The organism is Gilliamella sp. B2717 (assembly GCF_026536675.1).
GTDB lineage: Bacteria > Pseudomonadota > Gammaproteobacteria > Enterobacterales > Orbaceae > Gilliamella > Gilliamella apicola_I.
In genome coordinates, this window is sequence record NZ_JAFNNQ010000002.1 from 241,667 (window position 1) to 264,619 (window position 22,953).

At 36.3% G+C, this 22,953-nt stretch carries 21 protein-coding genes; 8 read left to right on the plus strand and 13 right to left on the minus strand.

Features of this window, described 5'->3' with window-relative positions; translation table 11 throughout:
* Positions 1–37: 37 nt before the first annotated feature.
* From metF to J3U35_RS01160, 3 genes are all read right to left on the minus strand, one after another.
* On the minus strand, positions 38–913 hold the full coding sequence (metF, locus tag J3U35_RS01150) for a methylenetetrahydrofolate reductase [NAD(P)H] (RefSeq protein WP_267358997.1): 876 nt from the start codon (positions 911–913) through the stop codon (positions 38–40).
* Positions 914–1,024: 111 nt separating this feature from the next.
* A complete protein-coding gene (gene metE / locus J3U35_RS01155; RefSeq protein WP_267358999.1) occupies positions 1,025–3,298 on the minus strand; it encodes a 5-methyltetrahydropteroyltriglutamate--homocysteine S-methyltransferase in 2,274 nt (757 codons plus the stop codon).
* A 180-nt stretch (positions 3,299–3,478) separates the two neighbouring features.
* Entirely contained in the window at positions 3,479–4,030 is a 552-nt protein-coding gene (locus J3U35_RS01160; RefSeq protein ID WP_065558486.1) for a YagU family protein, read from the minus strand.
* Between the two features lie 345 nt (positions 4,031–4,375).
* Here J3U35_RS01160 and recN point away from each other — a divergent pair, with 345 nt between their 5' ends.
* From recN to J3U35_RS01185, 5 genes are read left to right on the plus strand one after another with little or no spacing between them, the layout of a single operon-like run.
* On the plus strand, positions 4,376–6,037 hold the full coding sequence (recN, locus tag J3U35_RS01165) for a DNA repair protein RecN (protein WP_267359001.1): 1,662 nt from the start codon (positions 4,376–4,378) through the stop codon (positions 6,035–6,037).
* A gap of 52 nt (positions 6,038–6,089) precedes the next feature.
* Positions 6,090–7,316, plus strand: a complete 1,227-nt coding sequence (gene coaBC / locus J3U35_RS01170; RefSeq protein WP_267359003.1) for a bifunctional phosphopantothenoylcysteine decarboxylase/phosphopantothenate--cysteine ligase CoaBC — start codon at positions 6,090–6,092, stop codon at positions 7,314–7,316.
* Positions 7,300–7,758: a dUTP diphosphatase gene (dut, locus tag J3U35_RS01175; protein WP_065558484.1), complete on the plus strand. Its 459-nt coding sequence runs from the start codon at positions 7,300–7,302 to the stop codon at positions 7,756–7,758. The genes coaBC and dut overlap by 17 nt, the downstream gene beginning before the upstream one ends.
* The gene (gene slmA / locus J3U35_RS01180; protein ID WP_065558483.1) at positions 7,755–8,348 is read left to right on the plus strand and encodes a nucleoid occlusion factor SlmA; all 594 of its coding nucleotides are present in this window, start codon (positions 7,755–7,757) and stop codon (positions 8,346–8,348) included. The genes dut and slmA overlap by 4 nt, the downstream gene beginning before the upstream one ends.
* Positions 8,349–8,402: 54 nt before the next feature.
* Complete coding sequence (locus J3U35_RS01185) at positions 8,403–9,239, plus strand: mechanosensitive ion channel domain-containing protein (RefSeq protein ID WP_267359005.1); 837 nt, start codon at positions 8,403–8,405, stop codon at positions 9,237–9,239.
* A gap of 18 nt (positions 9,240–9,257) precedes the next feature.
* Here J3U35_RS01185 and cysE read toward each other — a convergent pair whose 3' ends face one another.
* Both cysE and J3U35_RS01195 read right to left on the minus strand, forming a co-directional pair.
* Entirely contained in the window at positions 9,258–10,070 is an 813-nt protein-coding gene (cysE, locus tag J3U35_RS01190; RefSeq protein WP_416380667.1) for a serine O-acetyltransferase, read from the minus strand.
* A 168-nt stretch (positions 10,071–10,238) separates the two neighbouring features.
* On the minus strand, positions 10,239–11,507 hold the full coding sequence (locus tag J3U35_RS01195) for an oligosaccharide MFS transporter (protein WP_267359009.1): 1,269 nt from the start codon (positions 11,505–11,507) through the stop codon (positions 10,239–10,241).
* A gap of 200 nt (positions 11,508–11,707) precedes the next feature.
* Between J3U35_RS01195 and J3U35_RS01200 the strand changes: the two genes are divergently transcribed.
* The gene (locus J3U35_RS01200; RefSeq protein WP_267350185.1) at positions 11,708–12,712 is read left to right on the plus strand and encodes a LacI family DNA-binding transcriptional regulator; all 1,005 of its coding nucleotides are present in this window, start codon (positions 11,708–11,710) and stop codon (positions 12,710–12,712) included.
* Positions 12,713–12,754: 42 nt separating this feature from the next.
* On the opposite strand, the gene J3U35_RS01205 is transcribed toward J3U35_RS01200, so the two are convergent.
* Positions 12,755–14,227 (minus strand): glycoside hydrolase family 32 protein, encoded by a 1,473-nt coding sequence (locus tag J3U35_RS01205; RefSeq protein WP_267359011.1) that lies wholly within the window; start codon positions 14,225–14,227, stop codon positions 12,755–12,757.
* A gap of 284 nt (positions 14,228–14,511) precedes the next feature.
* Here J3U35_RS01205 and J3U35_RS01210 point away from each other — a divergent pair, with 284 nt between their 5' ends.
* Entirely contained in the window at positions 14,512–15,471 is a 960-nt protein-coding gene (locus J3U35_RS01210; protein WP_220216244.1) for an aminoimidazole riboside kinase, read from the plus strand.
* A 4-nt stretch (positions 15,472–15,475) separates the two neighbouring features.
* The gene (locus J3U35_RS01215; protein WP_267359013.1) at positions 15,476–16,027 is read left to right on the plus strand and encodes a sugar O-acetyltransferase; all 552 of its coding nucleotides are present in this window, start codon (positions 15,476–15,478) and stop codon (positions 16,025–16,027) included.
* Here J3U35_RS01215 and ispC read toward each other — a convergent pair.
* From ispC to rpsB, 7 genes are all read right to left on the minus strand, one after another.
* The gene (gene ispC / locus J3U35_RS01220) at positions 16,024–17,205 is read right to left on the minus strand and encodes a 1-deoxy-D-xylulose-5-phosphate reductoisomerase (RefSeq protein WP_267359015.1); all 1,182 of its coding nucleotides are present in this window, start codon (positions 17,203–17,205) and stop codon (positions 16,024–16,026) included. The genes J3U35_RS01215 and ispC overlap by 4 nt on opposite strands.
* A 2-nt stretch (positions 17,206–17,207) precedes the next feature.
* Positions 17,208–17,969: a DNA-binding transcriptional repressor DeoR gene (gene deoR, locus J3U35_RS01225; protein ID WP_267359017.1), complete on the minus strand. Its 762-nt coding sequence runs from the start codon at positions 17,967–17,969 to the stop codon at positions 17,208–17,210.
* 54 nt (positions 17,970–18,023) lie between these two features.
* Entirely contained in the window at positions 18,024–18,689 is a 666-nt protein-coding gene (deoC, locus tag J3U35_RS01230; RefSeq protein WP_220216240.1) for a deoxyribose-phosphate aldolase, read from the minus strand.
* A 649-nt stretch (positions 18,690–19,338) separates the two neighbouring features.
* A complete protein-coding gene (frr, locus tag J3U35_RS01235) occupies positions 19,339–19,896 on the minus strand; it encodes a ribosome recycling factor (protein WP_065558475.1) in 558 nt (185 codons plus the stop codon).
* A gap of 29 nt (positions 19,897–19,925) precedes the next feature.
* A complete protein-coding gene (pyrH, locus tag J3U35_RS01240) occupies positions 19,926–20,660 on the minus strand; it encodes a UMP kinase (RefSeq protein ID WP_065633747.1) in 735 nt (244 codons plus the stop codon).
* Between the two features lie 120 nt (positions 20,661–20,780).
* Positions 20,781–21,641: a translation elongation factor Ts gene (gene tsf, locus J3U35_RS01245; RefSeq protein WP_267350175.1), complete on the minus strand. Its 861-nt coding sequence runs from the start codon at positions 21,639–21,641 to the stop codon at positions 20,781–20,783.
* Between the two features lie 88 nt (positions 21,642–21,729).
* Positions 21,730–22,467 carry a 30S ribosomal protein S2 gene (gene rpsB, locus J3U35_RS01250; RefSeq protein ID WP_065558472.1) on the minus strand — a complete coding sequence of 246 codons (738 nt, stop codon included), beginning with the start codon at positions 22,465–22,467 and terminating at the stop codon, positions 21,730–21,732.
* Between the last annotated feature and the right edge of the window lie 486 nt (positions 22,468–22,953).

Here is a 22,953-nt window from a genome sequence, read left to right on the forward strand (position 1 = left end):
ACTCTTCAATATTTCAGCTTTTTCTATTAGTTACACATTATGTCGATTTAGGTACTGCAAGTAACGTTGATACTGCCTCACTGATTCTTCTGGCAATATAGCTATTATTCATTGTATACAGATGGATACCATCAACATCTTGTGAAACAAGATCAACAATCTGATCTATAGCATAAGCAATTCCTGCATCACGGAATGCATCAGGATGATGTTCATATTTTTCCATCATCTGTTTAAACTTCTTCGGAAGATTAACCCCACACATCGATACCATGCGCTCTATTTGGTTTTTATTGGTCACCGGCATAATACCTGCTTCTATCGGTACGTTAATTCCCATATCATGTGCTTTATCTAAAAAAGTATAAAAATAGTCATTATCAAAAAAGAGCTGTGAGATTAACTGATCGGTACCTGCATTCACCTTTTCTTTTAAATGTATCAAATCTTGTTTTAGGGTTGAGGTTTCAAGATGCCCTTCCGGATAACAAGCACCTATTACATTAAAATCCCCATTTTCTTTAATATATGAGACCAATTCACTGGCATAGCGAAAATCATCTTTAGGCGCAATATTAGGATTAATATCGCCTCGTAAGGCAAGCACATTATCAATACCAGCACATTTAAGATCATGAAGAATTTTTTGCATTTCTGCTTTATCAAAACTAATACCGGGTAAATGGGCAACACTCTCAATACCATAAGTGTGTTTGACCGAGTGGGCAATATCAATAGTGGTTTGACCGTTCAAACTGCCACCAGCCCCATAAGTTACACTGATAAAATCAGGCTTAAAATAGCCAAGTTCGCGTAATGTGCTATAGATAGTCTCTAAAGGCGAAGTTTTTTTAGGTGGAAACACTTCAAAAGAGAACACCGTTTTTTTATTAAAAAGTAAATTTGTTTTCATTTGTTTCATCCATTCATGTGCCAACGATTGTCCTTACTGACATTTCCGCCGCTCAAAATCGGCGGCGGAATAATAAGGCTTAACAACGTTATTTAGCGTTAAAAAAGCTTATCAATTGAGTGTTTTTCGAACTTCTAATGTTGCTTGAACTAAATGTTCTAAGCTTTCAACAACTTCTTTTTCGCCACGCGTTTTTAAACCACAATCTGGATTAATCCATAATTTTTGCTTTTCAATTTTAGCCAGTAACTTCTCAATCGTGGCTTTAATTTCGGCAACCGGTGGGACACGAGGTGAATGGATATCATAAACACCTGGCCCAACTTCTGTTTTAAAGTGATTAGCTTTAAGTACGTCAATCAATTGCAGATTTGAACGAGAAGCTTCAAACGAAATTACATCAGCATCCATTGCATCAATATCTTTGATGATGTCAGCAAATTCGCTGTAACACATATGCGTATGAATTTGTGTATCAGCTTGTACTTTGCTGTGAACTAATCTAAATGCTGGAATAGCCCAATCTAAATATTCACTATTCCAATCCGCTTTACGTAGTGGTAATTTCTCTTTTAGCGCCGCCTCATCAATTTGGATAACTTTAATACCCGCCGCTTCAAGATCTAACACTTCATCACTGATTGCTAAACCAATTTGGAAGACTGATTCTTTTTGTGAAATATCTTCACGAGGGAACGACCAGTTAAGGATCGTAACTGGGCCAGTTAACATGCCTTTAACAGGTTTATCAGTGAGGCTTTGTGCGTACTGTGAATACTCCACGGTAATGGGTTTAGAGCGTGAAATATCACCCCAAACAATAGGTGGTTTAACACAACGAGTACCGTATGATTGCACCCATGCTTTTTCAGTAAAGACAAAACCATTTAAGCTTTCGCCAAAATACTCGACCATATCATTACGTTCAAATTCACCATGAACTAACACATCAATACCAATCTGTTCTTGAAGCTTGATACATTCTGCAATTTTTTGTTTGTTAAACTCGGTATATTCATTCAAACAAATTTCACCTTTTTTGAATTTTGCTCGATTTAAACGAACATCAGGAGTTTGTGGGAATGAACCAATCGTTGTTGTTGGTAGAAGTGGCAAATTGAAGGCTTTTTTCTGCGTCGCTTCACGAACTGAAAACGCTGGCAAACGAGTAAAATCGGATTCTTTTAATGCAGCGACTTTCTGACGTACTGCTTGATTGGCGCCTTCTCGTTCACGCGTAAATAACGTTTGATTAGCTTTAAAAGCTGCATGATTTTCAGGTTGAGACTCGTTAACTAAAAGCCCCAGTTCAGCAAGTTCTTGAAGTTTTTCTTGGGCAAAAGCAAAATAAGCACGTTGTTGAATCGTTAACTTTGTTTCATTTTGCAATGTGTAAGGCACATGGAGTAAAGAACATGACGTATTGATCACCACTTTACCCGCTTTTTGTTTAATTTTAGTCACTAATGCCAATGTTTTTTGATAATTGTTTTTCCAAATATTTTTACCATTAACCACACCAGCAAATAACACTTTATCAGACGGAAATCCATGATTTTCAAGTAATGCTAATGATTGCTTGCCTTCAACAAAATCCAGTCCAATACCATCAAATGGTAGCGCCACCAATTCTTTGTAGCAATCACGAACATCACCAAAATAGGTTTGTAACACGACTTTAGTTGTCCCTTTAACCGATAGGATCGCCTGATAAAGTTCAGTAAATAAAGCAATATCATCTTTATTTAAATCAGTCACCAAAATTGGTTCATCAATTTGAATCCATTGTGCGCCAAGTGTCGTAAATTTTTGAATGATGTCTTGATAAGCTTTAATAATATCAGCTTTAAAATCAACCAGTTTTTTATTACCTAAATACTGGGCAAGTTTGAAAAATGTTAACGCACCAATAACAACTGGTTTAGTTTGTATACCAAGTGCTTTCGCTTCTTGATATTCATCAAAAGGCTTTGTGCCAGCTAATTTAATCTGTACTGAATCTTCAATTTCAGGTACTAAGTAGTGATAGTTGGTGTTAAACCACTTTTTCATTGCCAATGCACGAACATCACCTTTTTCACCTTGATAACCCCGTGCCATTGCAAAATAACGATCCAATTCCGGTAAACTTAAATCTTGGTAACGTTTTGGAATAACATTGAGTAAACAAGCGGTATCTAATACTGCATCATAAAACGAAAAATCATTTGAGGAGATAAAAGCAATGTTATGTGATGCTTGTTGTTGCAAATGCTCAGCACGTAATGCTTTAGCGTCATTTAATAATTCAGTCTGGCTTTTATTGCCTTTAAAATAAGCTTCGGTAGCAAATTTAAGTTCACGAAGTTTACCAACACGAGGATATCCAATTACAGCAGTATTCATTTTTGTTTTCCTTTCATCACATTTCTTAAGTAGCAAAAAAGATAACAAAAAAAATTGTTATTGAATAATTCTAGTTTTTTATTGATTGATATAGTTTTTTTCTATATCAAAACATCAAAAAAAATCCCTCTAACGTTATATTGCTAGAAGGATTTTTAGTTATTTTTTTAGAAAAATGGACTATTTACGCCATTCACCACGAATAGGTCTTGAAAAATAAGCAAGTACGGCAATCATACAAATTTCAATCGACACACCCCAGTAGATATGTCCTAAAAATTCACTCCAAAGTTCATAGCCATTTAAATTCCATAACCATCCTACTGTACCCTCTGGATCGTAAGCAGGATGACGGAAACCAAGTAGTGGAATTAAAAAGCCATGCATGGTGACAGTAATGATAATGCCGTAAAATGCACCATACCATAATCGGATTTTATTCCAAAAATAGGCAATAAACACATAGACAAAAGCAAAAGCAAAACTAAATAGCCAGTGATAAAGTGTCACTGCACCTGAAACGATAGCCGTTTGATAAGCATAATCAAGCGAGTGAGAATTAATACCTAACCAACCAAGCCATGCATCAATATGTGCTGCAGGAGGAGAAACTTCACCGGGTACACGTGGAGGCATGTTGACTTCTGAGCCCCATTTAACTAACGCACTAATGAATCCACCAATCAGAGTTGTCCAAATAATAATTTGACGATTTGTTTTATTTCCAAACATGTTAAATGTCCTTAATTATTGTTAAAATTTTCCAAATTATATTGCATAATAATTTAGGTTGAAAGAGGGTATAATAAGATTAATTCACAAGAAAATCTATTATAATAATTGGTAAAACTTGATCTAAAACTCATTTTACAAAGAAAAATATTCAATTTTTTCATATTTCATCGTAAATTCACGGGATTTTCGTTATTTAACTTTTATAAAAAACAAATGACAGTGGATATTCAAATCATCAATAAACACGAGTTTTCTTACAAAACACCATTAAACTGTATTTATTTACAGTATTTTTGTTGCTATACTGCTCATATTATCACTAGCCTTACTGATTAATTTTTTATGATAACTCAACTTACTATCAATAATTTTGCTATCGTCGATCACCTGTTAGTTGACTTTACAACCGGGATGACTGCTATAACCGGTGAAACCGGAGCAGGGAAATCGATCGCTATTGATGCTTTAGGGCTCTGTTTAGGCAATCGTTCCGATGCTTCATCTATCCGTTTAGGTGCTGAACGTGTCGATATTTCAGCCAGCTTTGTGCTTGATGACACACCAGCCGCCTTTTCTTGGCTAACCGAAAATCAACTAGACGAAGGTAATGAATGTATATTACGACGAGTTATCAATCAAGATGGACGTTCAAAAGCCTTTATTAATGGTCGTGCTGTGCCCATATCCCAACTCAAAGAGTTAGGACAAATGTTAATCCAAATTCATGGACAACATGAACCCCAACGTCTTTTACGAGGTGAATATCAGCAGTTATTACTCAATCATTATATGAATGAGCCATCACTGCTCAATCAAATGCAGCAAGCTTATAAGCAATGGAAAGTAGCACGCCAGACTTATGAACAGTATCAAGCATCACGACAAGAACGTGAAGCACATGTTCAGTTATTACAATATCAACTTAAAGAGCTAAATGAATTTTCGCCTATTGAAGGGGAATACCAACAAATTGATGAAGAATACAAACGTTTATCGAATAGTGAACAGTTAATTCAGCTTAGCCAACAATCGGTGATGCTTTTAGATGAAGCTGATGAATACAATGTCAGTAATCTACTTGGTAGTGTTAAAAACAGTGTGCAGGAGTTATCCGAACTCGATCCAAATTTAAGTAACGTGTTTAACATGCTGGAAGAAGCCACTATCCAGATCAAAGAAGCCAGTTATGAACTGCGCCATTACAGCGAAAGTTTAGAGCTTGATCCAACGCGTGTCATGCAACTTGAACAACGGCTATCAAAGCAAATAGCGCTTGCCCGTAAACACCATGTTGCACCAGAGGCACTTCCTGAATTGCATCAGAATTTGCTTACCGAATTCAAACAGATTAATCAACAAGATGAACAAAGTGAACAACTAAAGGCAGATATTACCAAATATCATCAATTTGCACTTGAACTTGCCCAAAAATTACATCAAAAACGCTTAACGAGCAGTAAAGCACTCGCCAAAAAAGTTACGGCTATTATGCATGAATTATCTATGCCTAATGGACAATTTAGCATTGATATAACCTTTGATGAAACGCGTTTAAATGAAGACGGCGCCGACCAAGTTACTTTTTTAGTTACGACCAATGTCGGACAGCATGCCTTGCCCCTTGCCAAAGTGGCATCTGGCGGTGAATTATCACGTATTGCGCTAGCAATACAGGTTTTGACGGCTCAAAAAATGGATACACCGGCATTGATATTTGATGAAATCGATGTAGGCATTAGCGGCCCTACAGCTTCTAAAGTTGGGCAATTATTAAGACAACTTGGACAATCTACCCAAGTTATTACTGTTACCCACTTACCACAAGTTGCGGGACAAGCTAATCAACACTACTTTGTCAGTAAGCAAACTAACAGCAAACAGACATCAACTGATATGCAAAAATTAGACAATAATGGACGTTTAAATGAATTAGCCCGACTTTTAGGCGGAGATAAAATTACTGATGCAACATTAGCCAATGCGAAAGAGTTACTTATTATCTAAATGAATTGTGGTAATATAGTGATTTTGATTTGAAGGTGAAGGAAACTTGATCATGAATCTTTCTGGTAAACATATTTTATTAGGAATTACAGGAGGCATAGCTGCTTATAAATGCCCGGATCTTGTTCGCCATTTAAAAAAAGCGGGAGCGGACGTAAGAGTAATCGTCACTGACTCGGCTAGCCATTTTGTCACAACAATGACGTTACAAGCCGTTTCAGGTAATCCTGTTTCAACTGATTTATTTGATCCTTCTGCTGAACTCTCTATGAGCCATATTGAACTGGCAAAATGGACGGATTTAGTATTAATCGCCCCTGCAACAGCGAATATTATTGCTAAAATAGCCAATGGCATTGCCGATGACCTGCTATCAACGGTTTGTTTAGCAACATCAGCAAATATTGCGTTAGCACCAGCCATGAATCAACAGATGTATAAAGCAGCAGCAACCCAACATAATCTATCTGTACTAAGTAACCGAAATACATTCATTTTAGGTCCCGACGATGGTTTTCAAGCTTGCGGTGATTACGGCCCAGGACGAATGGTTAAACCTCAAGCAATTGTCGATCAAATTGAACGTTGTTTTTCAACTTCATCTGCATTATCAGGCATATCGCTAACCATCACGGCTGGCCCAACGATTGAAGAGTTAGATCCTGTTCGATATATTAGTAATTATAGTTCAGGAAAGATGGGATTTGCTATTGCTAAAGTTGCCGCTGATATGGGTGCAAAGGTAACCCTAATAAGTGGTCCGGTAAATTTAGATACGCCCAAAAATGTGAATCGAATTGATGTAAAAAGTGCAAATGAGATGTATAACGAAGCGTTAAAATTTGCTAAACAATCATCTATTTTTATCGGGTGTGCCGCCGTTGCCGACTATCGAGCTGAAACTATCGCCAAAAATAAAATTAAAAAGACAGATAATAGTAATGAATTATTGATTAAGTTAGTCAAAAATCCTGACATTATTGCGCATATTGCAGCGTTAAAAGAACAGCGCCCTTTTGTGGTTGGTTTTGCGGCTGAAACCGAAAATGTTAAAAATTATGCCTTAAAAAAATTAACAGCTAAAAACCTAGATTTGATTTGCGCTAATGATGTTTCTGATAAAAAAATTGGCTTTAATTCTGAGCAAAATGCATTAACACTTTATTGGCAAAATGGTGAACAAACATTACCATTAAGTAGTAAAAAACAATTAGCAACACAGTTACTTGAAGTTGTTATAACACGATATAAAGCGAGTCATGATGAAAAGAAAAATTGATATTAAAATATTAGATAAACGTTTAGGTAATGATTTTCCGCTTCCAACCTATGCAACCGAAGGATCGGCTGGCATTGATCTACGAGCAATGTTTGATAAAACAACCGAGATAAAACCCGGTGAAACCATTTTAACGCCAACAGGTTTATCCATGCATATTGCAGATCCGACTTTAGCGGCATTAGTTTTACCTCGATCAGGGTTAGGATCTAAAAATGGGATTGTACTTGGTAATTTAGTGGGTCTCATTGATTCAGATTACCAAGGTCAGTTATTTGTACCGGTATGGAACCGTAGTCAAACTCCATTTGTGATTGAAGCAGGTGATCGCATTGCCCAGTTAATTATTGTTCCTGTCATACAAGCAGAATTTAATATTGTTGATGAATTTACAGCGTCAGCACGCGGCGAAGGTGGATTTGGGCATTCGGGTAAAAAATGATTGTGAGCAGCAAAAATAAAAATAGGAAAGAAGATATACTGCAAGCTTTAGCCACCATGCTTGAATCTAATGAAGGTACCCAACGCATTACTACAGCAAAGTTAGCAGCAAGTGTTGGTGTATCAGAAGCTGCACTTTATCGACATTTTCCGAGTAAAACTAAAATGTTTGAAAGTTTAATTGTCTACATTGAAGATATTTTACTTTCTCGCATTAATGTCATTATGCAAGATGAGCTAAATACCTTTGTCCGTTTACAGTTAATTCTTGCATTAATATTGGGTTTTTCTGAAAAAAATCCCGGATTAACCAGAATTATGACTGGGCATGCCTTAATGTTTGAACAAGAGCAACTTCAAGAACGTATTAGTCAGCTATTTGAACGAATTGAAACTCAAATTAAGCAAGTATTACGTGAACGAAAAATTCGTGAAGGCGTTGCATTTACCACCGATGAGCGAATTTTATCCAGCCAATTATTAGCATTTTGTGAAGGGATGATGGTTCGCTATTCTCGTTCCGGCTTTAAATATTTACCAACCACCAATTTTGATACACGTTGGGCGTTATTAGCGAAACAATTAATTTAAACATATAAAATAATCTTTAACTAACTGCTCTATAATCTTTATTGAGGATAATATATGGATTTTGAAAATATTTTAAAGCAGATAGTCACACTTATTGATAAATATGACGGCGTAGTAATTGGTTATATTCTTCATTTCTGCTTTGCTATTATCATTTTTATCATTGGTCGAATTATTGCCAAGTTCATTAGCCGTCAGCTAAAACGCATATTAACCATTCGCCAAGTTGATCCTACCGTTGTAAAATTTGTTAGTGCTTTATCTTATTACGCCATTATCATAATGACATTAGTTGCCGTATTAGGGCAATTAGGTGTACAAACTGCATCAATTGTTGCTGTCATTGGTGCTGCCGGTTTAGCGGTCGGTTTAGCATTACAAGGTTCATTATCGAATTTCGCTGCCGGAGTAATTTTGATCATTTTCCGTCCGTTTAAAGTCGGCGAGACAGTGGTGATTAACAATCAAAGAGGAGTAATTGATTCAATTCAAATTTTCTCAACCTCAATTGTCACACCGACTAATGAAGTGGTTGTCATCCCGAATGGGCAAGTGGTAAGTGCCAATATTATTAATTATAGTCGTCTACCTGAAAGACGTTTAGATCTAGTGATTAATGTTGGTTATAACTCCGATATCCAGAAAGTTTATCAGGTACTTAATCAAGCGGTTAATCAAACCAGCAATATATTAACCACTAAAAAACCAATTATTCGTTTAGATATACTTGATTCATCATCAATGAATTTTAATGTTTTAGTTTGGACACTAAACGAAAATTATGGCGCTTTAAAAGCAGAGTTACTCGAAAATATTAAAAACGCATTAACTGAGAATAATATTAATATTCCTTATCCAACAATGGATGTCAATGTCACCACCAACCACTAATGAGTGAGTTGTTTTCTTTTACTTCCGTCGATCAATGTCGACGGAAATTGAAACAACCTCTTTTTCATATAAAATATCTTGATTCATATTTAAGGCTGGTTTGTCACAATCAGGGCATCCAACCACTTTCGCTGGCACACCGGCAACCGTTGTATGCTCAGGAACAGGCTCTAACACGACCGAACCAGCACCAATTTTTGCCCCTTTTCCGATTTCAATATTGCCTAATATCGTAGAGTGAGCCCCTATCATTACCCCTTCACGAATTTTAGGATGCCGATCACCGTTTTCTTTACCTGTACCACCTAAGGTCACAGATTGCAAAATCGATACATCATTTTCAATAACGACCGTTTCACCAATTACAATACCGGTTGCATGGTCAAACATCACACCACAGCCAATTTGGGCTGCTGGATGAATATCAACACCAAAAACAATGGCGATTTGACTTTGTAAAAAAATAGCCAGCGACTTACGATCTTGTTTCCAAAGCCAATGGGCAATTCGATAAGCCTGTAACGATAAAAAGCCTTTGTAATAAAGTAACGGGGTCGAATAGTAGTTTGTTGCTGGATCGCGTACATAAACCGCTAAGATATCTGTCACAGCTGATTGAATAATCGTGGTATCTGCCTCATAAGCTTGCCTAGCAATTTCACGAATTTCAATTGCCGGCATTACTTGGGTAACGAGTTTATTCGCCAAAATATAACTTAATGCACTACCCAAGTTTTTATGATTAAGTAAAGTTGCATGGAAATAACTCGCTAACATTGGCTCACTTTCAACTAATTGAGAAGCTTCTTGCCGAATGGTATGCCATAACATATCTTCTTCAACCACTTTTTTCGTAATGTTCACAATGACGACCTATAAATATTAATAACAATAATCAACATTGTTTCGCAAACTTATCAAGTAAGCAAGTGTTGTATTTTATTATCATCATTTAAATAGCAAAATGGAAACAATCTGTTTCCATATTTTTGACGATTTTTACGATGATAATGAAGATTCTAGCTTAGCTTTTTTTTCATCACACAAGGTAAATATAGCAATGACCAAAATCAATAGAACAATACCGGCAAGGGCATAAAATGTGGTTGAATATCCGGTAGTATCAAATAGTTTTCCGACTAACCATGAAAGCACAATAACCCCAATATTTGATGAGATATTAAAGCCAACTAAATATAATGTCGAAGACAATCTTTCATCAAAATTCGCAACAACATATTTAAATACGGCTAAAATAAATAACGGGGTTTCAATAGCATGAAAAAGTTTCACTAATGAAATTAAATACACATTATCTAATGTTGCTGATAATGCAATTCGGCAAATCATCACTAACGCCGCCACTAATAACGCTCTTTTAGCGCCAATTTTATAAATAATGTATGGGGCTAAAATCATACAGATAGCTTCTAAAAAAACTTGGAAAGAGTTCAAATAACCATATACTTTGTAACCCCATTCTTGTTGAGTAAAAAAAGTGGTATAGAAATTAGGAAATAATTGCTGATCGTAAATGGTATAAAAACTATTGGTTCCAATAATAAAGAAAACAAATAACCAAAACTTTTTCATGCCAAATAAAGACACTATTTCACTCATCGTTGGAATAGTTGATGTTTTTTCAACAACAAGATGGTTATCACTTTCTGGTGAGGACTCCGAATAATGTTTAGGTTTAAATAGGATATTAATGGTAAAAAAGATCGCTGCAACAGCCGATGCCATCCAAAAGTTAATATGCGGGTTTATACCAAATAAAATACCGGCAACAAAGGTTGCTGCGGCATAACCAAATGATCCCCAAAAACGAGCAGGACCAAATTCAAAACCAAATAATCGACTTATTCGCTCAATAAAAGAATCAACTAAAGCACATCCAGAGATAAACCCAGCGCTTAATACCGGCGCACCAATGCAAGCACCAAGAATAAAATCGTGTTTTAATAAGGGTTCATAGACATAAATCATAAATGGACCAATCAGCAACATCATAATACTTTGAAACGTAATAACTGCTTTACCGATTTGTAATTTATCTTGAATAATGCCATAAAAGATCATAAAAAACATAGCGGCGGCAGAGTTGGCTGCGTAAACAATTCCTAACTGCTCGCCCGATAATCCAATTGTATTTTTAAGCCATATGGCGTAAAAAGACCACCAAAGAGACCATGCTGCATAAAAGGTTATAAGATAACCTGATGAGAACCAATAATTTTTATTTTCTACCGTTTCTATCGTTTTCATATTTTAGTACTCTTATATTATGGAAGTTTAACGTTAACATGTTAATGTTAACATTATTGTCATAAATGAAACTAAATAGATAGAATCAGATATCATAAATGTTACATTCCTCACACTTTTTATCATTTTTATTTGTGGTATCATCACATTAAGTAATTACTAATTATTAACCTTTTAATGCTGAGCAAAAGGATTTAACTATGGCTTCACTTAAGGATGTCGCAAAGTTAGCATCGGTTTCATTGATGACTGTTTCGCGTGCAATCAATAATCCTGAAAAATTAAATAAAGAAACATATAAACGGGTAAAAAAAGCAATTGAACAACTCAATTATGTTCCCGATTTATCTGCACGAAAAATACGTGGTGATCATTCTGGTCCACATGCTATCGGTGTCTTAGCATTAGAAACCGCCACGACACCGTTTTCAGTTGAACTGCTACAAGCTATTGAACGAACAGCCCAGCAACATGGCTGGAATACGTTTATTGTCAATTTATTTGACGATAAAGATGCGAATCATGCCATTAACACGCTATTGTCTTATCGCCCTAATGGCATTATTTACACCACCATGGGACTAAGAAAAGTTGAGCTTCCTGAAAGATTACTTGGTAAAAATGTGGTGCTCGCCAACTGTATTAGTGATTCCGAACAATTAGCTTGTTATATTCCTGATGACTACTCTGGTCAATACCAAGCAATGCAGCAAGTCATTAATAAAGGTTATCAAAAACCGCTTTGTATCTATTTATCCGAACATACTTTAGCCGGTAGCATTAGACGTCAAGCAGCAGAACAAGCTTGGCTTGATGCAGGTAAAAATTTAGATGACCTAATTAGTTATCATACATCTACATCTCAAGGTAATCTTGCGCAAGAATATATGATGACAGTTGAAATATTAAAACAACACTGTGCTAGAAAACCTGAATTTGATGTATTAATTTGTGGTAATGATCGGATCGCTTTTGTTGCTTATCAATATTTACTAAGTAATGGTTTCCATATTCCTAACGATGTTGCTATATTAGGCTATGATAATATGGTGGGTACTGGCGAGCTTTTTTATCCTCCTTTAACGACGGTACAGCTTCCCCATTATGAAATAGGCGAACAAGCAGCTTTACATATCATCACAGGTCAAACCCAAAAAACGGTAACGCAAGTTGAATCAGCATTTTTACAACGCCAATCTTTATAGACACAGTGACAAACCCACCAGACGAGATGGTGGGTTAATGACTCATGATTGATAGATTGATTTTAATTGCCAGCTTTCTAATTTAATGATTTTAGCCTGCCCATTTTCTGCAAATAAATTCACCTTTCTTGTCGCAGGTAATTTAGGGTAAATACGACTAGACAAGCTATATAAATCCTTATTCACAAAAACTTCTACGGATGATGCATCAACATAAATATGTAAGCTTAACTTATCGGTTTTTGGTAATGGTACACTACGATAACCTTTAAGTTCTAAACCAGAAAGACTTCTATCAAGTACAATGCGATTAGATTGTAAATCAATAAATAACAACGTCGCTTGTTTACCATCTTCAGTTGCTGCCAATTGCAAGCCAAAACGTTCTGCATTACTTTCAGAGAGATCAATTTCGACATTAAGTTCACAACTAATTGATTCAATCGACGTATTTTTCAATTCACTACTCAACAATATATTGGTTAATGATTGAGGTTTTTCACGTAATACTTCAAGTTCTTTAATCGGTCTGTTGCGAACATTATTGTCTGCATCTAAGATCAATTCACGGGGTAAGGTAAATGCCCCCATCCATTTATCTTTTTTGCTCGGCATGACTGATTCCCACATATCCATCCAAGCAAAAATAATTCGACGTCCATCTGCTGCAAGAAACGATTGAGGGGCATAAAAATCATGACCAAAATCCATTTCTTGAAAAGGTTTAATAACAGAAAATTTTTGTCCTGGTTGCCAATCACCAACAATATAACCTGATTGAAACCGATTACGATATTGGTAACCTTTAGCTTTCATACCTTGCGGAGAAAACATTAAAATCCATTTGTCACCTAACGGAAAAAAATCAGGGCATTCAAGCATATAAACATCAGGATCGATATCACTTATCACAACATGATCAAATTGCCATTTTCTAAGATCTTGTGAGCGATACAGTAAAACTTTGCCCACATCGTTGCGATCTCGCTGGCCGACAACCATCCACCATATCCCATCTTGTTGCCAAACCTTCGGATCGCGAAAATGCATGATGCCATCTTCTGGCGTTAAAATCGTTCCCTGTTTTTCAAAATGAATACCGTCTTTACTAATAGCAAGGCATTGGGTTTGCCGAATTTGCTCATCGTTACCTTGACCATTTAACCAAATATGCCCCGTATAAATTAAATATAATTCGCCATCTTTTTCGACTGCCGAACCGGAAAAACAGCCACTTTTATCAAACTCTTGATCGGGTGCAATGGCTATGGGTAATCTTCGCCATGTCACTAAATCATCACTAACAGCGTGCCCCCAATGCATCGGTCCCCAGTTTTCATCATAAGGATGATGTTGATAAAAGGCATGATACTGTCCTTTAAAGTAAATCAAACCATTTGGATCGTTCATCCATCCCGATTGTGGTGCTAAATGAAAATGTGGGTAATACTGTTTATTCATGGTCGTTTCTAATTGCAAAACAGCTTGATTTGCTTTATCAATAGCAGTAGACATAAAATCCCCTTTGTTCATCCGATATCAGATTTATCTGATTATATGGTATATTAATTTAATTGTTAACGTTAACTATAGATAAATTAAGCGATAAAATATGTGATGAAAGTCACACATTTTTAACGTTAACAATGAATTTTTTTTGAAATGATTTAGTCTATGGCGAATGACTAATTATTAAACTTGGTTTAATCTGTATGTAGCAGACGATATCAATAAGAAATATCGTCAATCTATTTACAGACCTTAAACCCTATTAACCATATATTTTATCGAGTAATCAAATGAATAATACTAAAGTCTGGTCTCTTGGCGATGCGGTTATTGATTTATTGCCATTTGGCGAAATGAATTATCAAGCTTGTGCAGGGGGTGCACCTGCAAATGTTGCTATTGGCGTGGCTAAGTTAGGTCTTCCTTCGGCGTTTATCGGCCGTGTCGGTAATGATCCGTTTGGTCACTTTATGGAAAAAACATTCAAAGAATATCATGTTGACTGCCAAAGCCTTGAAAAAGATGATCTTCATCGAACCAGTACTGTCGTTGTCGATTTAGGTAAAAACGGCGAACGCAGCTTTACTTTTTTAGTCTCACCGTCAGCCGATCAATTCCTTTCAAAACAAGCAATACCCCATTTTAATCAAGACATTTTACATTTTTGTTCTTTGGCATTAGTTGGACAAACTTGTCGACAAACACTTAAAACCGCTATTGAAGATCTGACCGCTAAACAGGGGTTAATTAGTTTTGACATTAATTTACGGGAGCAAATGTGGAAAGATAAAGACGAAATGCGCACCATTATTACGCAGTTTTGTCACGATGCAGATATTCTTAAACTGTCTGATGAAGAGCTGTTTTGGTTGACAGAAAGTCAAGATTGGCATGAAGCATTAAATAAACTTCAGCAGCACTATAATGCTCCACTAAAATTGGTGACCAAAGGTCGAGATGGCAGTATTGTCGTATGGCAAGGTAAAACCTTTTCGTTTGATTCCTACCATGTGAATAGTGTTGACACAACCGGGGCTGGTGACGCTTTTGTCGCAGGTTTATTAAGTAGCATTGCGTCATCGGGAATGCCAGAAGATAAACTCATGCTAGAAAGCATGATGACCATTGCCAGTGCCTGTGGCGCTTTAGCCACAACTCAAAAAGGAGCTTTAACGGCACTGCCTGACAGCGCATTTTTACAATCATTTATTAGCGATAATCCCGCATTAACCGCTAAACAAATGGCGTAATGCAATGACTGAAAAAGAAAAAATGTTAGCTGGGTTATTGTATGATCCTGGTATCCATTTACTGGCTAACGATCGGCTTTACGCTCAAGATCTCTGCTTTCAAATCAATCAATTATCTCCTCTTGCCGAAAAACAGCGATATCAGCTGTTTCAAACGCTACTGGGAAAAACAGGAGAGCAGTTTACGATAATGCCGGGATTCCAATGTGATTACGGTTATAATATTGAAATTGGTGAAAACTTTTTCGCCAATTTTAATTGCATCATGCTTGATGCGGCTAAAATTACATTTGGTGATAATGTGCTTGTTGCACCTAATTGCGGCTTTTACACTTCAGGGCATCCACTGGATAGCCAAACACGATGCCGTGGTCTTGAGTTTGCAAAACCAATTACTATTGGTCACAACGTTTGGATTGGCGGTAATGTAATTATACTGCCAAATGTAACTATCGGTGATAATACCGTTATCGCAGCCGGAAGCATTGTTGATCGTGATATCCCTTCAAATGTGGTCGCCATGGGTGCACCCTGTCGAGAGTATAAAACGCTTTAATTCACCTTAACTGACTGTGCTCTAGCCCATGTATCGATAGCCACAACGTCCTCAATAGTGGTTGGTTCAGGTAAAACAAGTTTATCTAATGTTGCCGATACGTGTTTGGCAATATCCATAAAACCAATTTTATTTTGTAAAAATGCTTCAACCGCCACTTCGTTGGCCGCATTAAGGGTCGTGGTTGCAGCTTGCCCTCGACAAAAAGCCTCAATGGCTAATTTTAAGCAAGGATAACGATTAAAATCAGGTATATTAAACGTCAGTGATGACATTTGAGTAAAATCTAAATCAGGCACACCAGATGTGATACGTAATGGATAAGACATAGAATAAGCGATCGGTGTCCGCATATCAGGCACACCTAATTGAGCAATAACACTGCCATCTTGATAACGAACCATTGAATGAATAATTGATTGTGGATGGACAATGATTTCCATTTGCTCGGCACTGGCATTAAATAACCAACGTGCTTCAATATATTCTAAACCTTTATTCATCATCGTAGCGGAATCAACGGAAATCTTTTTTCCCATTGACCAATTAGGATGAGCAATCGCTTGTGCAGGTGACACCGAAGATAATTGATTGACTGCCCAATCTCGAAAAGGCCCCCCAGAGCCGGTTAACACAATTTTGGTCACACCATGATCAACCAAATTAGCAAACCCGAGATCATGCTGGACTGCGGTAGGCAGACTTTGAAAAATCGCATTATGTTCACTATCAACCGGTAACAGTTCAGCGCCATATCGCTTTACGGCTTGCATAAACAGATGTCCACAAGTAACCAAAGACTCTTTGTTAGCCAGTAAAATACGTTTTCCTTTTTCAATTGCAGCAAGCGTCGGTTTTAATCCTGCTGCGCCCACAATGGCAGCCATGACTTGGTGAACTTCGGGCAACTGTGCTAAATCACAAATAGCTTGTTCACCACTTAATACTTCAATATCCAATTTTAGATCAACAAGATTTGCTTTAAGCTGTTGTGCAGCTTGTTCACTTGCCATTGCCACATAATGGGGTTTAAATTCTTGGCATTGTTCAGTCATTTTTTTTACATTACTGCCACCCACTAGCACATAAGCGTTAAATAATGTTGGATTTTGCCGAATGACCGCCAAAGTGCTACAGCCTATTGATCCTGTTGAACCTAAAATTGCGATGTTTTTCATAATTAATAAATTAAACCAATGTTATTTTCTTTAAAATATGAAACATATTCTAAATCAGGTACTTTGTCTGTCATTACCAAATTAAATTCATCAAGGTTACAAATAAAAGCTGGCTTAACTTGGTTAAACTTAGTGTGATCAACAATTAATATATTTTGATTAGATTTTTTCATGGCTTTATGTTTCATATTTAACTCATCAAAATGGTAACAAGTGGTACCTTGAGTTAGATCGATACCCGCTGCCGAAATAAAGGCTTTATTTGGGCAAACAACATCGAGCTGATTATCTGAACAAATACTGGTGAAAATTGCATTATTAAGTTGATAATGCCCACCACATAAAATGATTTTACACTTTGGCTTTTTTTGTAATGCCAGAAAGGAATTGAGCGAGTAGCAGATGGCAGTGAAAGAAATATCATCACTAATTTCATCAATGATAAATTGCATAGTCGTACCACAATCAAAAAAAATTGTATCGTTTTCATCAACAAATTGACTAACCAACTTACCAATATAACGTTTTTCAATTACTTGCTTATCTTGCTGATCAGACACAAAATATTGCGATATGGTATGACGTGCCTGATTAACCACATAACCGCCTAAAACAGCCAAACATGAGGAGTGATTATTAAGATCACGACGAATTGTCATTTCAGAAACACCAAGCATTTGTGCTGCTTGTTTTAAATGAATTTTATCGATTATTTTTAAATGTTCAATAAGTGCATTGACTCTTTTTTTGGGTTGTGTTTCCATTGCTATTCCATCTATAGCCATAAGCTACTGTATCAGTAGCTTATGAAGGATGAATTAATAACCGCTAGAGGAAGTTTTATCGCCTGATACAATCGCAATACCCGCGCTAGCGCCTAATCGATTTGCACCAGCATAAACCATTTTTTCAGCCGTTTGACGATCTCTAATGCCACCTGATGCTTTAACACCCATTTTATCACCGACTGTTTCACGCATCAATTTTACATCTTCAACCGTCGCACCAGATACACTAAAACCAGTCGATGTTTTTACAAAAGCAACACCAATTTCCTTGCAAATAGCACAAACTTTCACAATTTCTTCTTTAGTTAACAAGCAAGTTTCTAAAATGACTTTTAACGGAACTGCACCGCATGCTTTAAAAACAGCTTCAATATCCTTTTTCACTGCTTCCCAATCATTGCTTTTTAGCCAACCGACATTGATAACCATATCGATTTCTTCAGCACCTGATTTGACAGCCATTTCGGTTTCAAATGCTTTAGCCGATGTTAACATCGCACCAAGCGGAAAACCAACAACCGAACAAACCTTTACATCACTACCTTTTAATAAGCTAGCGACTAAAGGAACATAACCTGAATTAACACATACAGAATAAAAATGGTACTGCTTAGCTTCTTCGCATAATTTACGTATTTGATCTTCAGTCGCATTCATTGCGAGTAAAGTATGATCAATATACTTTGCATAACCCATAAAATGTCCTTTAATTATTGTTAATGATATCTAGTAAATATTGTTAGTAATGTTAGGATAATAACATTATATGACTATAGATGTTATTATCCTAACATTATTTACTTAAATTATGATAATTAAAAACAAAACTCTGTGCTAACTACAGACAATTTAAACAGAAAAATTATTTAATAAAGACCCAGCTTTAATGAATCGTGATTTCTCCATATCATTATTGACAGGTATTTTTCAAATGCATTCCAATATTTTGTTAGCAATTAAAATACAGTGGTTAACACTTCAGTAGTTTCCAACAGGTTAATAATCTTAAAGTAAAGTTCATCAGCATCAATTACTTTGTTTTCAAACTGACCAGAAAAAAATAACAAGTTGCTCATAATACAAATCTGGATACTGCCCGATTGCCGTCTAATACAATGAATGCAATTTTATTGCCTAAAAAATTTAACAGGCGTAGTAACACTAATTTTTAATAAGTTGATAGGATAGGTAAGAAATTGGGTAAGTAATGCGCACTCTAACATTACCCATTGATTTAGAATATTTAAGCATTATTCACTAAATGCAAATCAAAACTTTAAAAGCTAATGATATAAATAAAATGAAAAAAGCCTAGTTAAATCAACTAAGCTTTTTAAACAAAGAATTAAAATTCCATTAACTCTTTTTCTTTATCAACAAGTACAGCATCTAATTTTTTAATGGCTGCGTCAGTTGCTTTTTGAATAAAATCTTGTGATTTACGTTCATCATCTTCTGATATTTGCTTATCTTTTAATAATGCTTTGACTTGATCATTCGCATCACGACGAATATTACGAATTGACACACGACCTTGTTCTGCTTCGTTACGAACAATTTTCGTTAAATCACGACGACGTTCTTCTGTTAGTGGTGGCAATGGTACTCGAATAACCGTACCTGCCGACGCTGGATTGAGCCCTAAATCAGAAGATAAAATTGCTTTTTCAATCATTGGTGTTAATGATTTATCAAATACGGTGATAGCCAATGTTCTTGCATCTTCAGCCACCACATTTGCTAATTGACGAAGCGGCGTTGGGCTACCATAATATTCAACCATAATACCGTCTAATAAGTTTGGCGATGCCCGTCCTGTTCTAATCTTAGAAATATGAGTTTGAAACGCATCTATACTTTTTTCCATGCGCACTTGCGCTTCTTTTTGAATCTCATTTAGCATAATAAAAACCTTATATTGAATAAATAAGACTAACAGCTTACTGTTGCCTGATTATTAATTAATGTCCCTTCGGGTTCACCTAAAATCACTCGACGTAATGCACCTGGTTTATTCATGTTAAAGACACAAATCGGCAGGTTATGATCACGTGCTAACGTAAACGCAGCTAAATCCATGACTTTTAATTCATCATCAAGCACTTTTTCATAATTTAATGTTTTATAAAGTGTTGCATTTGGATCTTTAACAGGATCAGCCGAATAAACACCATCAACTTTTGTTGCTTTTAACACCACATCTGCTTCAATTTCGATACCACGTAAACACGCTGCTGAGTCAGTGGTAAAAAAAGGATTACCTGTTCCTGCTGAAAGAATAACCACTTTACCATGACGAAGCAAGCTAATTGCTTCTGTCCAGCGGTAATCGTCACATACTCCATTAAGTGGAATAGCTGACATTAAACGCGCATTAACCTCAATTCGATGCAACGCATCACGCATTGCAAGACCATTCATTACTGTTGCTAGCATCCCCATATGATCGCCAACAACACGATTCATACCGGCTTTTGCAAGACCAGCTCCACGAAATAGATTACCGCCCCCAATAACAACAGCAACTTGAACATTCATTTCAATAAGTTCTTTAATTTCTTGCGCCATGCGGTCAAGAACGGTGGGATCAATACCAAAACCTTCATCGCCTTGTAGTGCTTCACCACTGAGTTTAAGAAGAATACGTTTATAGAAAGGGGTTACCATATGAAGTCTCACTATTTCGTTATTTAATTACCTGACAAGCTAAAAATGGCTAGCTAGCAATAATTTAAAAAAATTTGTAGATAAACAAAACCGCCTTGACGGCGGTTTTTTACGAAACAATTAAGATTGTTTCGACATCGCAGCAACTTCGGCTGCAAAATCAACTTCCACTTTTTCAATGCCTTCACCCACTTCAAAACGGATGAAAGAAGCAACAGTCGCTTTTTTCTCAGCCAGTAAATCACCAACAGTCTTACTTGGATCCATAACAAATGGTTGACCAGTAAGTGAAACTTCACCAGTAAATTTACGCATACGGCCTTCAACCATTTTTTCAGCGATTTCACGTGGTTTACCTGATTGCATTGCAATTTCGATTTGAATATTGCGCTCATGTTCAACAACATCAGCTGGAACATCGCTTGGGCTAACATATTCTGGTTTGCTTGCAGCAATGTGCATTGCAATATGTTTAACTAATTCTTCATCACAACCACTGTTTGCAGCAACTAATACACCGATACGTGCACCATGTTGGTAACTACCAACTACATCACCTGAAATTTGTTGAATACGACGAATACCGATGTTTTCGCCGATTTTTGCAACTAGTGCTGTACGTTCTTCTTCAAATTTTGCTTGTAACGCAGCAAGATCAGTAATGTTATCGTTCAATGCTGCTGTAGCAACTTTTTCGCTAAACTCTAAGAAACCTGCATCTTTAGCAACAAAGTCTGTTTCGCAGTTGATTTCTAAAATTACACCCGATTTTTTATCCGCAGAAATCTTAGAAATAATTACACCTTCAGCCGCTACACGACCTGCTTTTTTAGCCGCTTTTGCTTGACCTGATTTACGCATATTGTCGATAGCAACTTCGATATCACCATTTGCTTCAACTAATGCTTTTTTACATTCCATCATACCTGCGCCAGTTCTTTCACGCAGTTCTTTTACCATAGAAGCGGTAACTTCAGCCATTTTTAAATCCTCTATTTAACCATTGTGATGATTTTCATTAGAATGGGTCGATTATTTATATTATCGACCCTGAAAATATTTGAGTTTATTACTCAGCTGCTGGAGCTTCTTCAACAAAGCTTTCTTCAGATACTGGAGATTGATTTTGTTCACGACCAGCACGAACGGCTTCCGCAACTGCATTTGCATATAATTGAATTGCACGAATTGCGTCATCATTACCTGGAACGATGTAATCAATACCATCTGGATCTGAGTTGGTATCAACAACAGCAACGACTGGAATACCTAAATTGTTAGCTTCTTTGATAGCGATATGTTCATGGTCTGCGCCAATAACAAAAATCACATCGGGTAAGCCACCCATATTTTTAATTCCACCCAAGCTATTTTCTAATTTAGCCATTTCACGAGCACGCATTAGTGCTTCTTTTTTGGTTAATTTGTCAAATGTACCATCACTAGCTTGTGTTTCTAAATCTTTAAGACGTTTGATTGATTGACGTACTGTTTTCCAGTTAGTCAACATACCACCTAACCAACGGTGATTAACATAGTATTGTCCACAGCTTTCAGCGGCTTGTTTAATCGCTTCGCTTGCTGCTCGTTTTGTACCAACAAATAAAATTTTACCTTTACGTGCAGCCACTTTGTTTAATTCAGCTAACGCTTCGTTAAACATTGGTACTGTTTTTTCAAGGTTGATAATGTGAACTTTGTTACGCGCACCAAAAATAAATGGTTTCATTTTTGGGTTCCAATAACGGGTTTGGTGTCCAAAGTGTACACCTGCTTGTAACATATCGCGCATTGATACTGTAGTCATGATTTCCTCATTTTGACGTTGGGGTTATGCCTCCACATACCCGCTTTAACCGACCTTATTGCATAAAACAAAAGGCACCCCGGAAAAGAGTAATGATATGTGTGTGTTATAACGTTAATTAAAGTTTAAAATTTGTGCTGACTCTCACAACGATTTTTTTGAAAAATGAATGTGGAAAGTAGCGCGCGTTTTATACCATATTTAGATAAATATTGCTAGTTTTATTTATATCGATGTGATTTTTATTGGCAAAAAAAGATTTACAGTCATAATAAATGAGGATTAAGTTATCGATTAACGCCTTAAATATAATTTTTAGATACCATCAATTTCATTTCATAATTTAATAATGCATAATCCACATTTTTTATTACGCTATTTTTATTAAAAAATGATTTTTTTTGAATCGTTTTTTTATTTTAAAGTGGCTCAATTCGACCCGTACCGGCAAATCACTCAACTCAACATTAATCATGTTTTACTCTG

Excerpts from the sequence above, each read along its gene's own strand:
- metF (WP_267358997.1), bottom strand. The coding sequence starts at position 913 with ATGAAAACAAATTTACTTTTTAATAAAAAAACGGTGTTCTCTTTTGAA.
- metE (WP_267358999.1), bottom strand. The coding sequence starts at position 3,298 with ATGAATACTGCTGTAATTGGATATCCTCGTGTTGGTAAACTTCGTGAA.
- J3U35_RS01160 (WP_065558486.1), bottom strand. The coding sequence starts at position 4,030 with ATGTTTGGAAATAAAACAAATCGTCAAATTATTATTTGGACAACTCTG.
- recN (WP_267359001.1), top strand. The coding sequence starts at position 4,376 with ATGATAACTCAACTTACTATCAATAATTTTGCTATCGTCGATCACCTG.
- coaBC (WP_267359003.1), top strand. The coding sequence starts at position 6,090 with ATGAATCTTTCTGGTAAACATATTTTATTAGGAATTACAGGAGGCATA.
- dut (WP_065558484.1), top strand. The coding sequence starts at position 7,300 with ATGAAAAGAAAAATTGATATTAAAATATTAGATAAACGTTTAGGTAAT.
- slmA (WP_065558483.1), top strand. The coding sequence starts at position 7,755 with ATGATTGTGAGCAGCAAAAATAAAAATAGGAAAGAAGATATACTGCAA.
- J3U35_RS01185 (WP_267359005.1), top strand. The coding sequence starts at position 8,403 with ATGGATTTTGAAAATATTTTAAAGCAGATAGTCACACTTATTGATAAA.
- cysE (WP_416380667.1), bottom strand. The coding sequence starts at position 10,070 with ATGTTATGGCATACCATTCGGCAAGAAGCTTCTCAATTAGTTGAAAGT.
- J3U35_RS01195 (WP_267359009.1), bottom strand. The coding sequence starts at position 11,507 with ATGAAAACGATAGAAACGGTAGAAAATAAAAATTATTGGTTCTCATCA.
- J3U35_RS01200 (WP_267350185.1), top strand. The coding sequence starts at position 11,708 with ATGGCTTCACTTAAGGATGTCGCAAAGTTAGCATCGGTTTCATTGATG.
- J3U35_RS01205 (WP_267359011.1), bottom strand. The coding sequence starts at position 14,227 with ATGTCTACTGCTATTGATAAAGCAAATCAAGCTGTTTTGCAATTAGAA.
- J3U35_RS01210 (WP_220216244.1), top strand. The coding sequence starts at position 14,512 with ATGAATAATACTAAAGTCTGGTCTCTTGGCGATGCGGTTATTGATTTA.
- J3U35_RS01215 (WP_267359013.1), top strand. The coding sequence starts at position 15,476 with ATGACTGAAAAAGAAAAAATGTTAGCTGGGTTATTGTATGATCCTGGT.
- ispC (WP_267359015.1), bottom strand. The coding sequence starts at position 17,205 with ATGAAAAACATCGCAATTTTAGGTTCAACAGGATCAATAGGCTGTAGC.
- deoR (WP_267359017.1), bottom strand. The coding sequence starts at position 17,969 with ATGGAAACACAACCCAAAAAAAGAGTCAATGCACTTATTGAACATTTA.
- deoC (WP_220216240.1), bottom strand. The coding sequence starts at position 18,689 with ATGGGTTATGCAAAGTATATTGATCATACTTTACTCGCAATGAATGCG.
- frr (WP_065558475.1), bottom strand. The coding sequence starts at position 19,896 with ATGCTAAATGAGATTCAAAAAGAAGCGCAAGTGCGCATGGAAAAAAGT.
- pyrH (WP_065633747.1), bottom strand. The coding sequence starts at position 20,660 with ATGGTAACCCCTTTCTATAAACGTATTCTTCTTAAACTCAGTGGTGAA.
- tsf (WP_267350175.1), bottom strand. The coding sequence starts at position 21,641 with ATGGCTGAAGTTACCGCTTCTATGGTAAAAGAACTGCGTGAAAGAACT.
- rpsB (WP_065558472.1), bottom strand. The coding sequence starts at position 22,467 with ATGACTACAGTATCAATGCGCGATATGTTACAAGCAGGTGTACACTTT.